11 protein-coding genes are annotated in these 14,454 nt (G+C 72.1%); 8 read left to right on the top strand and 3 right to left on the bottom strand.

The features are described from left to right. The first annotated feature begins 168 nt into the window (after positions 1–168). The 7 genes from ACFWB8_RS22035 (at position 169) to ACFWB8_RS22005 (ending at position 7,301) form a co-directional block, all read left to right on the top strand. The gene (locus tag ACFWB8_RS22035) at positions 169–1,767 is read left to right on the top strand and encodes an ABC transporter substrate-binding protein (RefSeq protein WP_385229526.1); all 1,599 of its coding nucleotides are present in this window, start codon (positions 169–171) and stop codon (positions 1,765–1,767) included. A gap of 46 nt (positions 1,768–1,813) precedes the next feature. Further along, on the top strand, positions 1,814–2,779 hold the full coding sequence (locus tag ACFWB8_RS22030) for an ABC transporter permease (protein WP_385229523.1): 966 nt from the start codon (positions 1,814–1,816) through the stop codon (positions 2,777–2,779). Further along, on the top strand, positions 2,772–3,638 hold the full coding sequence (locus ACFWB8_RS22025; protein WP_385229520.1) for an ABC transporter permease: 867 nt from the start codon (positions 2,772–2,774) through the stop codon (positions 3,636–3,638). Before ACFWB8_RS22030 ends, ACFWB8_RS22025 begins: the two co-directional genes overlap by 8 nt. Before the next feature lie 104 nt (positions 3,639–3,742). Beyond that, entirely contained in the window at positions 3,743–4,639 is an 897-nt protein-coding gene (locus ACFWB8_RS22020; RefSeq protein WP_385229647.1) for an ABC transporter ATP-binding protein, read from the top strand. Continuing rightward, entirely contained in the window at positions 4,632–5,291 is a 660-nt protein-coding gene (locus ACFWB8_RS22015) for an ABC transporter ATP-binding protein (RefSeq protein WP_385229516.1), read from the top strand. The genes ACFWB8_RS22020 and ACFWB8_RS22015 overlap by 8 nt, the downstream gene beginning before the upstream one ends. Before the next feature lie 101 nt (positions 5,292–5,392). Next, positions 5,393–5,587, top strand: coding sequence for a hypothetical protein (locus ACFWB8_RS22010; protein WP_385229513.1), 195 nt, complete (start codon positions 5,393–5,395; stop codon positions 5,585–5,587). Positions 5,588–5,732: 145 nt separating this feature from the next. Beyond that, positions 5,733–7,301 carry a hypothetical protein gene (locus ACFWB8_RS22005; RefSeq protein ID WP_385229510.1) on the top strand — a complete coding sequence of 523 codons (1,569 nt, stop codon included), beginning with the start codon at positions 5,733–5,735 and terminating at the stop codon, positions 7,299–7,301. Between the two features lie 628 nt (positions 7,302–7,929). On the opposite strand, the gene ACFWB8_RS22000 is transcribed toward ACFWB8_RS22005, so the two are convergent. Both ACFWB8_RS22000 and ACFWB8_RS21995 read right to left on the bottom strand, forming a co-directional pair. Continuing rightward, a complete protein-coding gene (locus ACFWB8_RS22000; RefSeq protein ID WP_385229507.1) occupies positions 7,930–8,991 on the bottom strand; it encodes a PP2C family protein-serine/threonine phosphatase in 1,062 nt (353 codons plus the stop codon). A gap of 152 nt (positions 8,992–9,143) precedes the next feature. Then, entirely contained in the window at positions 9,144–12,629 is a 3,486-nt protein-coding gene (locus ACFWB8_RS21995) for a M28 family peptidase (protein ID WP_385229505.1), read from the bottom strand. Between the two features lie 169 nt (positions 12,630–12,798). Between ACFWB8_RS21995 and ACFWB8_RS21990 the strand changes: the two genes are divergently transcribed. Further along, positions 12,799–13,758: a LysR family transcriptional regulator gene (locus tag ACFWB8_RS21990; protein WP_385229502.1), complete on the top strand. Its 960-nt coding sequence runs from the start codon at positions 12,799–12,801 to the stop codon at positions 13,756–13,758. Positions 13,759–13,791: 33 nt separating this feature from the next. On the opposite strand, the gene ACFWB8_RS21985 is transcribed toward ACFWB8_RS21990, so the two are convergent. Then, on the bottom strand, positions 13,792–14,391 hold the full coding sequence (locus ACFWB8_RS21985) for a TetR/AcrR family transcriptional regulator (protein WP_385229644.1): 600 nt from the start codon (positions 14,389–14,391) through the stop codon (positions 13,792–13,794). Between the last annotated feature and the right edge of the window lie 63 nt (positions 14,392–14,454).

Here is a 14,454-nt window from a genome sequence, read left to right as displayed (position 1 = left end):
GGCGGCCGGGCAAGACCCGCGCGGCCGGAACCCGCTCTGGCCGCAAGGGTGCGGGGGAGGGGCGGCGGCGGTCGATGTGGCCTGGTTCGTCTTCTTCTGATCATGTCTGGCATTATTGCGAAGCCTTTGCAATAGCATCAGAACATCAAGAGCGGGGATGTGCACGACATGACGGCCCGGACAGTACGGGGAGCGGCCGGCGCGACGCTGGCCGCCGCACTCATCACGGGCGCGGCGGCCTGCTCGGCCCCCTCGGGGAACACGGAGGGGTCCGCCGGAGCGGCCTCCGCCGTGGTCGGCATCGCGAACGAGCCCGAGACCCTCAGCCCGCTGCTGGGTTACGGCAAGGACGGCAACTCCAAGATCTTCGACGGGCTGCTCACCCACGACGCCGGCATGAAGCTGAAGCCCGCGCTGGCCGAGGCCCTGCCGGAGGTCTCCGCGGACGGGCTCACCTACACCTACAAGCTCCGCCACGGCGTGAAGTTCAGCGACGGCGCGGCCTTCGGAGCCAAGGACGTCGTCTTCACCTACAGGACCATCCTCGACGCGAAGACGAACAACGCCTCCAAGACCGAGCTCGACGCCATCGAGGGCGTCGAGGCCCAGGGTGACGGCGCCGTCGTCTTCAAGCTGAAGTACCCCTACGCGCCCTTCGCCGAGCGGACCGTCCTGCCCATCGCCCCCGAGCACATCGCGGGCGCCCAGGACGTCAACAGCGGCGCCTTCACCACCAAGCCCGTCGGCACCGGTCCGTACCTGCTCACCGGCTGGTCCAAGGGCGAGAAGCTGAGCTTCAGGGCCAACCCCTCGTACTGGGGCGGCGAGCCGGCGGTGAAACGGTTCACCATGGCCGTCGTCAAGGACGACGACGTACGGGCCACCCGGCTGCGCTCCGGCGAACTGGACGCCGCGATCCTGCCGCCCAACCTGGCCGAGGGCTTCGCCCGGGACACGGACCGCACCCTGTACGCGGCCACGTCCTTCGACTACCGCAACGTGACCCTGCCGACGCACAACAAGGTCACCGGCGACGTGGCGGTCCGACGGGCCCTGGACATCGCCGTGGACCGGGCCGCCATGGTCGACAAGCTCCTGGAGGGCGGCGGCAAACCCGCCCACGGCCCCGTCCCGACCGGCAGCCCCTGGTTCACCGCCGGCACGGAGCGCCCGTACGACCTCGCCCGGGCGAAGCGGATCCTCGACGACGCCGGCTGGGCGCCGGGCGCCGACGGCATCCGCGCCAAGGACGGCGTCCGCGCCTCCTTCCCGCTCTGGTACACCTCCGGCGACAAGATCCGCCAGGACCACGCCCTCGCCTTCGCCTCCGACGCCAAGAAGGCCGGCATCGAGGTCAAGACCGAGGCCGGCACCTGGGAGGTCATCGAGCCCCGGATGAAGACCGACGCGGTCCTCGCGGGCGGCGGCTCCCCGGCCGACCCCGACTTCGACCAGTACCTCCTGCTGACCTCCTCGCTCGCGGGCGACGGCTTCAACAACATGGCCCAGTACGACAATCCGGTGGTCGACCAGGCGCTCGCGGACGCCCGCAAGAGCGGCGACCCGGCCGTGCGCAAGGCCGCGTACGACACCGTCCAGCGCGAGCTCGTGAAGGACCCGGGCTACGTCTTCCTCACCCACATCGACCACCTCTACGTCGTGAACGACAAGTGGCAGTCGCTGACCACCCAGGTCGAGCCGCACGACCACGGCCTCGGCTCCGGCCCCTGGTGGAACGTCGAGAGCTGGAAGCCGAAGCAGAAGTGAGCCCGGGCCAGTGACCTCCCGCTCCGTCCGCCTCCCCTGGGGGCCGATGGCGCGCATGGCGGGGCGGCGGGCCCTGTTCGCCGCCCCCGTCCTGCTCGCCGTCACCTTCGGCGTCTTCGCCGTCGCCGCGCTGTCCCCCTTCGACCCCGTGAAGGCCTACGCCGGGACCGCGGGCCTCACCGCCTCGCAGGCCGAACTCGACCAGCTGCGCGCCAACCTCGGCGCCGACCAGCCGATGGTGGCCCGCTGGTGGCAATGGCTCACCTCGGCGCTCACGGGCGACCTCGGCACCTCCTCCGTCATGCGCCAGCCGGTGGCCGACGTCATCGGCGAGCGCGTGGGCTGGTCGGCGCTCCTCGCGCTGAGCGCGTTCGCCGTGGCCGTCCTGCTCGGGACCGGGCTCGGCGTACTCGCCGCCCGCCGCCAGGGCGGTTGGCTGGACCGGGGTGCCTCCTCGCTCGCGTACACCCTGGAAGCGGCCCCGGCCTTCTGGCTGGGCCTGCTCGCCATCTGGTTCTTCTCGGTGCGGCTCGGCGTGCTGCCCTCGGGCGGCCTCACCGACGCGGGAAGCGACGTGGTGACGGCGGACCAGGTGGCGCGCCACCTGGTCCTGCCCTCCCTGGTCCTCGGCGTCTCCCAACTCCCCTGGTTCTTCCTGTACGTCCGCCAAGGCGTGGCCGACGCGCTGCAGGAGGACCCCGTACGCGGGGCCCGCGCGCGCGGCGTGGCCGAGCGGCGGATCCTGCTGGCGCACGGCCTGCGCTCCGGAATGCTCCCGATGCTGACCCTGATCGGATCCCGGGTGCCGGAGCTGATCACCGGCGCGCTGCTGGTGGAGACCGTGTTCAGCTGGCCGGGCATCGCGGCGGCCACGGTGCAGGCCGCCACCTCCGTGGACTTCCCGCTGCTCGCCGCCCTGACCGTACTGGCGACGGCGGCGGTGCTGGCCGGGAACCTGCTGTCCGACCTGCTGTACGGCCTGGCGGACCCGAGGGTGGGCTTCGATGGCTGAGGTGACCTGGCGCCCGCACGGCCGCGACCGGCGCTCGACGCGCGCCGTGCGGGTGCGGACCTCGGTGGCGCTGGTGGCGCTGCTGGTGCTCGCCGTCCTGCTGGTGCCGGCGCTGGTGCCGGTGGACCAACAGGCGGTGGACCTGTCGGCCCGACTCCAGGCGCCGTCCTGGTCCCACCCCTTCGGCACCGACGACGTGGGCCGCGACCTCCTGCTGCGGTGCGTGTACGGGCTGCGGATCTCGCTGCTGGTCGGCCTGGTCGCGGCGCTCGTCGCCACCGTCATCGGCACGGCGGTGGGCGCGGCCGCGGGGGCGCTGGGCGGCTGGACGGACCGGCTGGTGATGCGGGTGGTGGACACGCTGTCCTCCATCCCGCACCTGCTGCTGGGCATCTTCCTCGTCGCGATGTTCCGCCCGGGGGTGTGGCCGGTGGTCGTCTCCGTGGCTCTGACGCACTGGCTGTCCACCGCCCGGATCGTGCGCGCCGAAGTGCTGTCGCTGCGGTCGCGGCCCTTCGTGGACGCGGCCGTCTCGGGCGGCGCCTCGCGGTGGCGGATCACCGTCCGCCACCTCGTGCCGGGCGTGCTGCCGCAGGCCGGCCTGGCGGCCGTCCTGATGGTCCCGCACGCCATGTGGCACGAGTCGGCGCTGTCCTTCCTCGGCCTCGGGCTCCCGGCCCACCAGGCGAGCCTGGGCAACCTCGTCCAGGGCGCCCGCGGTTCCCTGCTCGCCGGCGACTGGTGGCCGACGCTGTTCCCCGGCCTCTTCCTGATCGTGCCGACCCTGGCGATCGCCGGACTCGCGGGCGCCTGGCGCGAGCGCCGCAACCCCCGCCGCCGCTCGGAGCTGACCCTGTGAACCCGCCCCCGTCGCCGTCCCCCTCCTCGTTGCCGACCACCACCGCGGCTGCTCCCGCCGGGCGGCCGGTGCTCGCGCTCGACCGGGTGTCGGTCCGCTTCCGCATGAGCGGTGGCCGCCACGTCGAGGCCGTCACCGACGCCACCTTCGACCTGGGCCCCGGCGAGTGCCTCGCGCTCGTGGGGGAGAGCGGCTGCGGCAAGTCCGTGCTCGCCTCCGCCCTGCTCGGGCTGCTGCCCGGCAACGCGGAAACCGCCGGGTCGGCCTGGCTGGGCCCGGACGACCGGCTCGACCTCCTGGCCGCCGACGAGCGGACGCTCGCCCGCACCGTCCGCGGCCGCCGGGTCGGCCTCGTCCCGCAGAGCCCCGCCGCGCACCTGACGCCCGTCCGAACCGTCCGCTCCCACCTGGAGGAAACGGTCCGCGCGCTGACCGGTACGGCCAAGGGGCGACTGCGCGCGGCGGCCGGGGCCGCGGCGGAGCGCGCCGCCTTCCCCGCCACCCACCTCGACCGCTACCCCCACGAACTCTCCGGCGGCCTCGCCCAGCGCGCCGCCACCGCCCTGGCCCTGATCGGCGACGCGCCCCTGCTCCTCGCCGACGAGCCGACCACCGGCCTGGACCGGGACCTCGTCCACCGCACCGTGGACGAGCTGCGCGCGCACACCCGCGACGCGGGCCGGGCCCTGCTGATGATCACGCACGACCTCGCGGCGGCCCGGCGCATCGCCGACACCGTGGCCGTCATGTACGCCGGGCGGATCGTCGAACTCGCCCCCGCCGACGCCTTCTTCGGGGAACCGGGCCCGCGCCATCCCTACGCCCGGGGACTCCTGGAAGCCCTCCCCGAGCGCGCCTTCACCCCCATCCCCGGCGCCCCGCCCGAGCTCGGCTCGCTGTCGCCCGGCTGCGCCTTCGCCGCGCGCTGCCCGCGCGCCGACGCGCACTGCCGGGCGCAGCGGCCCCCGCTCACCGAAGGGGTGGCCTGCCACCATGCTTGAGCTCACCGGCATCACCGCCGGGTACGACCGCCGCGCCCCCGTGGTGCGGGACGCGCACCTGAGCCTGCACCCCGGCGAGTCCGTCGGGCTGCTCGGGCCGAGCGGCTGCGGGAAGTCCACCCTCGCCCGCGTCGCCGCCCTGCTGCACCGTCCCGACCGGGGGACGGTCGCCTTCGACGGCCGCGCCGTGACGGGCTTTCGGCACCGGGCCCCGCGCTCCCTGCGCATCGGCGTCGGAGTCGTCTTCCAGCAGCCCAGGCTGTCCGCGGACCCTCGCCTCAGGCTGCGCGACCTCGTCGCCGAGCCGCTCCGCGCGACCGGACGGCGTAACGAGATCGGTTCGGCGGTCGACGCGTTGGCGGCGCGCGTCGGCCTCGGCGCGGACCTGCTCGCCCGGCGTCCCCACGAGGTCAGCGACGGTCAGCTGCAAAGGGCCTGCCTGGCACGGGCGTTGGTCTTGCGCCCGCGCTGGCTGGTCTGCGACGAGATGACCGCGATGCTCGACGCCTCCACCACGGCGGCCCTGGTCGGGGTGGTCGAGGAGTACCGGGCGGAGACCGGCGCCGGACTCCTCGCGGTGGGCCACGACCCCGTCCTGCTCGCCCGCTGGTGTGACCGTACGACCCGCTGGGACGAGATCGTCAAGCACTGAAGGCCGGTCACGGACGGTCAACACCCGTTTGGCGGACGCGGGTTTCGCCCGACGGGGCCTCCTCCTGCGCCACCATGGCGCCGCGAAAGGAGGTGTTCCCCATGGTGATCTCCCTCTCCGTGGTCGTCCTGCTCCTCGTCCTCGCGTGGATCTTCCTGCGTGGCGGCGGTCTCAAGCTCTCGCACGCGATCGTCTGCGTCCTGCTCGGCTTCTACCTCGCGAGCAGCAGCATGGCCGCGACCATCCACGACGGCCTCTCGGCCACCGCGAACGTGGTCTCGGGCCTCAGGCCCTAGAACGGGCGCGGCGTGATCGACTGTTGCGCCTTCGTGAATCATCCGGCTCTTCCATGGACTCCACGGGCAGTGCGATCTAGCGTCTGGCGGCGGCGCGATGTCAGACGCATTGTCAATAGAACTGAAGAGAATGGAGGAAGTCCGGATGTTCCGAAGAGCGCTGAACTGCGCCGTGGTCCCGGTCCTCGCCGTGTTCACGGCGATGTACGCCATCGTCCCCGCGCAGGCCGAAGAGATACCCAAGGCCCCAGGCCACCGCCTGATCAGCCACTACGACGGCAGCCCCGCCGCCGCCGTCCCGCTCCCGGGCGAGGCGCCGCCGCAGCACCCCTTCCTCGCGCCCAACGGCCGGAGCGGCATGCACTCCGACGCGGCCGGCAGCGCGACCTCGCCCTGGTCCGGGCCGCTCGGCAAGAACCCGCAGGTGACCAGCGAGAAGATCGCCGCCCTCGGCGGGGAATGCGCCACCGCCACCTTCGACGCGGGCGGCCGCCTGGTCACGGTGTGCGGCACCTTCTCGGGGTTCGAGGTCAGACTCCTCGAACCCCGTACGCTCGCCACGCTCGCGGAATACCGGCTCCCGCAGCGCTCCTCGACGGTCGAGGCGATCACCTCGCTCGACTTCGCGAAGATCTTCAAGGACACCTCGGGCGGCGCCTACTTCTACCTGGACGACCAGGACCGCGCCGTGCTGGCCGACTCCCGCCAGCACGTCCTGCGCCTCTCACACGGACAGAACCCGGACGGCAGCTGGAAGTTCACGGTCGCCGACGACTGGGACCTCACCGGCCAGGTCCCGCACGACTGCGTCACCTGGACCAACCTGCGGCCCAGTGGCACCTGCGATCCCGTCACCTCGGTGATGCCCGACTGGAACGGCCGCATCTGGTGGGTCACCCGTCAGGGCCGCGTCGGCACCGTGGACCCGGCGACCTCGGAGATCCGCTCGGTCCGGCTCGCCGGCGAGGAGATCCAGAACTCCTTCTCGGTCGCCGAGGACGGGGTCTCCATCGTCACGGACCACGCCCTCTACAGCTTCCGCGCCACCGCCGACGGCACCCCCGAGGTCCAGTGGCGCCAGACGTACGACCGCGGTACGGGCACCAAGCCCGGCTCCGTGAACCAGGGCTCGGGCACCACCCCGGACCTGTTCGGCAACGGATACGTCGCCATCACCGACAACTCCGACGACCGGATGAACGTACTGGTCTACAAGCGGGGCGTGAACGTCCCGGCGGACCAGCGGCTGGTCTGCAAGGTGCCGGTCTTCGGCGCCGGCGCCTCCACCACCGACAACTCCCTGATCACCTGGGGCAACAGCATCGTCGTCGAGAACAACTACGGCTACGAGAACCTCACCTCGCTGTTGCTGGGCAAGTCGGTCGTCGGCGGCGTCAGCCGCATCGACGTCCGCGCCGACGGCAGCGGCTGCGACACGGTCTGGGAGAGCGCCATCCGTTCGCCCTCCGTCGTCCCCAAGCTCTCCACCGGGAACGGGCTGCTCTACTTCTACGAGAAGGAGCCCAACTCCTGGGGCATCGACGCCTGGTACCTCACCGCGGTGGACTTCCGCACCGGTGAGCGCCGCTGGCGGCAGCTGACCGGCACCGGCCCGCTGTACGACAACAACTGGGCGCCGATCACCCTCGGCCCCGACGGCACCGCCTACGTCGGCGTGTTCAACGGCATCGTCGCGGTCCGCGACGGGGGCTGAGAACGCTGCCGTGAGGGAGGGGCCGGCCCCGGACCCGGGCCGGTCCCTCCCTCACGGGGAGTCCGAGCCGCCGCCGCCCCCGGTGGCTCCGCCGACGGTGCGGATCAGGTCCCTGGCCTCGCCTTCGAGCCGGCGGGTGAGGGGCTCGTCACGGATGCCCTGGCCGGCGAGCGGGGCGGCGAGCTGGGCGGCGAGGCGCGTTGCGGTTGATGGTCAGCGAGACGTCGGCCCCTCGCACGGAGATCGCGCGCTGCCTGGCGTCCACCAGTACGTTCCGGTCGCGGCTCGGGCCGTACGGGGCGAAGGAGACGGGTTCGCGGCTGCCGAGGGCGGGCCGGAAGCAGGGGTGCACGTGGAACTCGTCCTCGCCGGGCTGCGGCGGCCGTCCTCCTCGGTGATCCGCCGGCTTCCCCGCTCGTCCGCGATGTCCCGGCAGCGGCTGAGGAACTGGATCGCGTCGCGGGGGCGGGGCAGGGAGCGCTGGAACAGGCATGCGGCGGTGGGCTCCCCCGAGACGGTGCGGGGGAAGAGCCCGCCCCACAACTGCTCGGGTGTGAGGTCCGTCTTCAGAGAAGCGGCGGCCCGGCTTCCAAGTGCCCGTCAGATGGGATCGGTTGCCCCGCCGATGTCAGGAGCCGGCCAGGCGTTCGATGGCTACCAGGGCGGCGTCGTCGCCCAGGTGGCCCCCCGGCGCGTGGGCCAGCAGGTCCGCGCACAGGTGGCGCAGCAGCGCGTCCGGGCCGTCGCCGGGCCAGTCGGCCGCCCGGTCCGGCAGCGGGTAGAAGTTCCCGGCCGCGTCGCGGGCCTCGATGACTCCGTCCGTGTAGAGGAGCACGACGTCGCCCGGTTCGAACGGGAACGACTGCGCGGCGAAGCCCGTGTCGACGTACTGCGTCAGACCCAGCGGGGGCGCGGGATGGTCCACCTGGAGCGGTACGGCGCGGCCCCCGCGCAGCAGCAGGGGCGGCGGGTGCCCGCAGCTGAGGACGCGCAGGGTCATCTCCCCGTCGGGGATGTCGAGCACGGCCGCGGTGGTGAAGCCCTCGCCCGGGCGGCCCGGATCCTCGGCCTCGTCCGCATCGGCGGCGACGGCGGCCTCCAGATACGCGACCAGCTCGGGCAGGTCCGTCTCCTGGTGCGAGGCGGCCCGGAAGGCACCGAGCACGATGGCCGCGTCCCCGACCGCCGCCAGGCCCTTGCCCCGGACGTCCCCGATGAGCAGCCGGGTGCCGTGCGCGGTCCGCGCCGCGGCGTACAGGTCGCCGCCGATCTGCGCCTCGGCCTCGGCGGCCAGGTACACGCAGGCCACCCGCAGCGGCCCCATCCTCTCGCGCAGCGGCCGCAGCACCACCTGCTGCGCGGCCACGGCCACGGAGCGCAGTTGGGTGAGCTGCTTCTCGTGCGCCTCGCGCAGGTGTGCGAAGAAGGTCACGAAAGCCGAGATCAGGACCAGCGCGATGATCTGGAAGGTGTGGTTCAGGTCCGTGAGGGTGGTCCGTGCGACGGCGACGATCACCTGCGCCAGCACCGCCACCGCCCCGACGAACCCCGTCATCCGAGGCCCGGCGAAGGACGCGGTCAGGGCCGGGGCGGCGACCAGGAACGGCCCCAGGTGGACGTCGGGCGGTGCCAGGACGTCGACCACCGTGACGAGCGCGATCAGGGCGAAGGGAACCGCCGCCAGCGCCATGCGCGGTTCCCCGTACCGGCGAGTACGTGCGGGCGGCAGCCGAGGGTCCATGCCTCCTGCATACACCGGGGTCGTGCTTCCCGCGCACCGGCCGGGCCGGGCCGGACAGGACGGAGCCCGGTCCGGCGGGTGCCGGACCGGGCGACGGGAGGTCAGCTCACCTGGAGGGTGACGTCGTCCACGACGAAGGAGGTCTGGAGGGACTGGTCCTCCAGGCCCTGGAACTGCAGGGTGACGCTCTGGCCGGCGAACCGGGAGACGTCGTAGCTCTTGAGCGTGTAGCCGGAGCCCGCGTCCACGTTGGACAGGGTCTCCAGGGTCTGGCCGCCCACCGAGACCGTGAAGGTGTCGTAGACGACGTCCTCGGTCTCATCGGTGTCGATGTGCAGGTAGAAGGAGAGCCGGCCCGAGGCGCAGCCGGACGGCAGGGTCAGGGACTGCGTCGCGCGGTCGGTGCGCGGGGAGCCCCAGCCGTTCAGCCACGCCATGTACGAGCCGCTGTGCGCGACCTCGCCGGACTGGTTGGTGATGACGCCGGAGGTGGCGCTCCAGGGGCTGGAGCCGTTCTCGAAGCCGCCGTTGGCGACGACCTGGGCCGGGGTGCAGGTGCCCGTGCCGCCACCCACGGTCAGGGTGTACGTGGTGGTGTGGCTGACGGTGCCCGAGCCCGTGACGGTCAGGGTGTACGTGCCCTGCGCAGCGCCCGCGCCGACCTGGACGGAGAGCGTGGAGGAGCTGCCGGACTGCACGGAGGCCGGGCTGAGGGTCGCGGTGACCCCGGCCGGAGCGCCCGAGACGGACAGGGCGAGGGTCTGGGGGCTGCCGCTCACGGTGGTGGTGTTGACGGTGGAGGTGACGCTGCCGCCCGGGTTGGCGGAGCCGGCCGCGGGGGAGGTGGCGAGGGAGAAGTCCTGCGCCGGGGTGCCGCCGCCCACGGCCTGCTTCCAGACGGCGTAGGCGACGCCGTCGGCGCTGCGGTCCAGGACCGTCGCGCTGATGTTGGCCGTGGTGTCACAGGAGCTGTGGTAGCAGGAGTCGTAGGCCGCGTTCGCCGTGCCGCCCCACTTCGCGGCCTGCGCCGAGGTCTTGCGGGCGCTGGCACCGGCCGCGTAGCCGGAGGTGGGGATGCCGCCCTGCTGGAAGGAGTAGTCGTCACTGCGGCCCTGGCCCTCGGTGTTCTCCTCGGGGGCGAGGTTCAGTGAGGTCCAGTACGCCTTGAGGGGGGCCGCGGCGGTGGAGTTGACGTTGTTGATGAAGTATCCGCCGTTGGTCGAGCCGACCATGTCGAAGTTGTAGTAGGCCTTGATGGCCGACTTCTGGGTGCTGCTGAGCTGGCCCACGTAGAACTTCGAGCCGTTGAGGCCCTGTTCCTCGTCGGTCCACCACGCGAAGCGCACGTGCTTGGTCATCGTCGGGTTCTTCTGGGCGAGGACCAGCGCGTTCTCCAGCAGGGTCGCGGATCCCGATCCGTTGTCGTTGATGCCCGGACCCGCCGAGACGCTGTCGAGGTGCGAGCCGAACATGACCGTCTGGTCGGCGGGGCCGCCGGGCCAGTCCGCGATCAGGTTGTTCGACGGGTAGGTGCACGAGGTGCAGTTCTGCTCGGTGACCGTGTAGCCGGCGGCCTGCAGCTTGCCCTTGATGTACGCCACGGACTGGGTGTAACCGCCGCTGCCCGCCCGGCGGTTGCCGCCGTTCTGTGAGGCGATCGAGTTCAGTTGGGTCAAGTGCCCCTGAACGGCGGACACGTCGATGTTCGGCGCGCCCGGGTCGGGTGTGGTGCCGCCGACGGTCAGCGCGTAGTCGACGGTGTGCGAGAGGGTCGTGCCCTGGCCCTTGACGACGACGGTCGAGGTGCCGGGAGCCGCGTTGGAAGAGGCGGTCAGGGTCAGCGTGGAGGACTGGCCGGACTGCACGGTGGCCGGGTTGAAGGAGGCGCTCACCCCGGCCGGCAGGCCGGACGCGGTGAGGGTCACCTGCTGGGCCGTGCCCGTGGAGACCGCCGTGGCCACGGTGGTGGTGGCCGAGGCGCCCTGCTGGACGGTGCCCGAGGACGGGTTCAGCGCGAGCGTGAAGTCGTTGTTCTGGCCGCTCGGGGTGCAGGTCGGGTCGGCGGACTGGGCGGGAACGCTGATGGCGTCCCAGGCGCCCTTGGTCTTGTTGAACAGGTTGCAGGTGGTGTCCAGCGACTTGGCGGAACTCAGCGTCGCCGTGCGGTACTTCTTGTAGGACATGCTGGAGGTCTTCAGCAGCATGCCGCCGTAGAAGATCTTGCCCGCGTTCTGCACGCCCACGCCGGTCAGCGTGGACTGGTTGCAGGTGCTGCTGTTCGGCTTGCCGCCGCCCGGGTTGGTGCCCTCGGCCAGCAGGTAGAACCAGTGGTTCAGCGGGCCCGCGGCCGCGTGCACCTCGGTGCCCGGTATCGCGGAGCTGTAGCAGGCCGGGTCGTTGTTGACGGCCGGCGGGTTGTACATGTTCCGGATGGGCCCGGTGCCCACCAGGTTGATCATCTCGCCGACGGTGTAGTCCGGGGTGTCGTACGGGGAGGGCTCGTTGGCGAACGCCTCGGTCAGCGCACCGAAGATGTCACCGGTGGCCTCGCCGAGCCCGGACTCCTGGCCGCTGGTGCCGCCGGGGGTGTTGGAGTCGATCGCGTGCCCGTACTCGTGGGCCACCACGTCCACGCCCGCGATCCACTCGTTGGCCTGGTTGTGCCCGATGGTGACCGAGCTGCCGTCCCAGTACGCGTTCAGGTCACCGAGGCCGACCTTGCCCGGGAAGCTCCGGCCGTTGCCGTTGACGCCGTTGCGGCCAAGCCACTGGCCCAGCATGTCCCACTGCTTCTGCGCCGCGAACATCAGGTCCGTGCAGCCGGTCTCCTTGGAGGTGGCGTTGCCGGTGCCCCAGGAGTCGGAGGACTTCGAGAAGACCGTGCCGGAACTGTAGTCGGCGCAGGTCAGACCGGCCCGGTTCGGGTCGCGCAAGGAGTACGTGCCGCCGGACGCCGTGGTGTCGATCGTCAGTGGGTTCGGGCCGTTCCACTTGCTGTTGCCGTTGCCGGCCACGACGTCGTCGTAGCGGTCGACGACCTTGCCGGTGCGGGCGTCCACGAAGACGTGCAACTTGCTGGGCGCCGTCCGGGTACGGCCGGAGAGGACGGTCTCCCAGGCCAGGACCTGCCGGTCGTCCTTGAGCTTGACGACCAGGCGGCTGCTCTCCACCTTGTCGACCTTGGCCAGCTCGCCCCGCGAGGCGGACTCCGCCGCCTTCGCGTCGACGGACGGGGTGGTCGCCACGTCGATCACGGTCGAGGAGGCCGACTGGACGGCGCGGACGCGGCCCTCGCCGTCGGCGAGGACGACCGCGTCGCCCCCGACGACCGGCAGGCCGCGGTAGCTGCGCTCGTAGGCGACGGAGTACAGGTCCTGCACCCAGGGAGTGACCAGGCGCCGCTCGTACTGCTGCTGAGGGGAGTTGACCAGGGTGTCGAGGCCGCTCTTGACGGCCGCGTCGGCGGCGGCGACCGCGCGCTCGGCGGACTTGGCCTGCCTGGGCGGTACCGGTTCGGTCTGTTGCGCGGCCGAGGCGGTACCGGCCAGTGCTCCGGCGAGGCTCGCGGTCAGCGCGAGGGCTGCCACGGACGCCGTCCATCTGGTGGGCTGCAAGAGTCCACTCCGATCGTGTTGTGGGGGGTCAGGCTTGTACGCGTCGCCGAGTATGAGCGTGGACATGACGAGATTGGGACATCCCTGCACGCATAAGACGCGAGTTATGGTGCGGTCGCGTCACGCTGCGTAAGCTGCCTGAATGCAGCTGGAGTTGAGGCATCTGCAAGCCGTCTGCCAGATAGCGGAAGCCGGCAGCCTGGGGGGCGCGGCGCGACGGCTCGGGATCTCCCAGCCCGCGCTCTCGGCTCAGCTGCGCAGGATCGAGCGGGTCACGGGCGGCGAGCTCTTCGTCCGCGGCCGACGCGGGGTGGAGCCCACCCCGCTGGGCCAGTTCGTCCTGGCCAAGGCGCGCCGGGTGCTGGGCGAGATGGACGCCCTCGGCGCGCAGGCGCGCGCCATGGCGGCCGATGCCCCGCTGCGCCTCGGCTGCATCCTGCTGGTGCTGATCGACGGGCTGCTCGCCCGCACCGGCCTGTCGCTGTCCGGCCGGGAGATCATCGTGGACCTGGAGGACTCGGTGACGGCGCTGGTACGGATGCTCGGCGCGGGCCAGTACGACGTCATCGTGTACGGCGAGGTGAACGAGCACGAGGTCCCGCTGCCCGGGGGAGTCCTGGCCCGGACACTGGTCTCCAAGGAGCCGTTCTGCATCCGCATGTCGGCCGGGCACCGGCTGGCGGCCCGGGGGGCCCTGGATCTGGCCGACCTGGCCGAGGAGCAGTGGATGGCGCTGGTGGAGGACGACGACGGCGGCCCCGAGGCCCTGGTCGAGGCCTGCGCGAAGGCAGGTTTCGTCCCCTCGCTGCGCTACCGGATCACCGACCGCAAGATGCAGCACGACCTGATCGCCGCGGGGCGGGCGATCTCCCTGAGCCAGCCCACCGCCCCGGCGGTGCCGGGGACGGTGATGCGGCCCCTGATCGGCAACCCGGTCACCGGGCGCATCCGGCTCGCGTGGAACCGGTCGGCGGTCTCCGCCCACCAGGCGGGGCTCTTCTACCGCGCGGCGGTCTCCGCGTACCTGGCCAATGTGGACAACAACGCCTTCCACCGCGCCTGGTGGAACGCCCACCCGGAGGCGCACCCGACTCTGGACTGACCGGGCCGGCCGATGCGGCGCCCCTGTCCGCGGCTACGCGGGGTCGTGGACGAGGCCGGCCACGTGGTCGGTGATCAGGTCGAGGATCTCCGCGGCGGCCTCGTCGTTGCCCAGGACGAGGAGGTTCAGGGTCATCCCGTCCGTCATCGCCGCCAGATAGCGGGCCAGGACCGGGACGGGGACCGCGAAATCGAACTCCATGGCCTTGCCGAGCCGCCCGATGAGCTCGCCGTAGGTCTCGCAGTACATCTCGTACTGCCGCCGCGCCAGGTGCTCGAAGCCCGGCTCGCGCAGGGCGTACTGGGTGAGTTCGTAGGTGAGCATGTGCTCGCCGGGGCTGGCCGCCACATCGTCCCAGTAGGCCTGGAAGCCGGCCCGGATGGTCTCCCGGAGGGTTTCCCTCGGCCGGATCGCCTCCGCCACCACCGTGACGTAGTGCCCGGTGATCGACTCCATGACGGACTCCAGCAGGGCCTGCTTGGAGTCGAAGCAATAGTGGAAGACGCTCAGCGACACGCCCGCCTCGGCGGCGATCGACCGGGTGGTCGTCCGGGCCACCCCGTCGCGGGTCATCGCGCGGATCGCGGCCTCCGTCAGCTGTCTGCGCCGCTCGGCCAACGGCATCCGCGCCATGAAGTTCCCTCCGGTATCGCCCGACGCCGAAGCGGGTGTCCGGGCGGGCCGACCGGCCCGCCC

It is taken from the genome of Streptomyces sp. NPDC060031, from assembly GCF_042736805.1.
In the GTDB taxonomy this organism is placed as follows: Bacteria; Actinomycetota; Actinomycetes; order Streptomycetales; family Streptomycetaceae; genus Streptomyces.
Note: the sequence above shows the minus strand (reverse complement) of the source record. Positions and strands in the feature narration are given on the sequence as shown.

Bases quoted from the DNA above. Each gene is read 5' to 3' on its own strand.
- ACFWB8_RS22035 (WP_385229526.1), top strand. From the start codon at position 169: ATGACGGCCCGGACAGTACGGGGAGCGGCCGGCGCGACGCTGGCCGCC.
- ACFWB8_RS22030 (WP_385229523.1), top strand. From the start codon at position 1,814: ATGGCGCGCATGGCGGGGCGGCGGGCCCTGTTCGCCGCCCCCGTCCTG.
- ACFWB8_RS22025 (WP_385229520.1), top strand. From the start codon at position 2,772: ATGGCTGAGGTGACCTGGCGCCCGCACGGCCGCGACCGGCGCTCGACG.
- ACFWB8_RS22020 (WP_385229647.1), top strand. From the start codon at position 3,743: ATGAGCGGTGGCCGCCACGTCGAGGCCGTCACCGACGCCACCTTCGAC.
- ACFWB8_RS22015 (WP_385229516.1), top strand. From the start codon at position 4,632: ATGCTTGAGCTCACCGGCATCACCGCCGGGTACGACCGCCGCGCCCCC.
- ACFWB8_RS22010 (WP_385229513.1), top strand. From the start codon at position 5,393: ATGGTGATCTCCCTCTCCGTGGTCGTCCTGCTCCTCGTCCTCGCGTGG.
- ACFWB8_RS22005 (WP_385229510.1), top strand. From the start codon at position 5,733: ATGTTCCGAAGAGCGCTGAACTGCGCCGTGGTCCCGGTCCTCGCCGTG.
- ACFWB8_RS22000 (WP_385229507.1), bottom strand. From the start codon at position 8,991: ATGGCGCTGGCGGCGGTTCCCTTCGCCCTGATCGCGCTCGTCACGGTG.
- ACFWB8_RS21990 (WP_385229502.1), top strand. From the start codon at position 12,799: ATGCAGCTGGAGTTGAGGCATCTGCAAGCCGTCTGCCAGATAGCGGAA.
- ACFWB8_RS21985 (WP_385229644.1), bottom strand. From the start codon at position 14,391: ATGGCGCGGATGCCGTTGGCCGAGCGGCGCAGACAGCTGACGGAGGCC.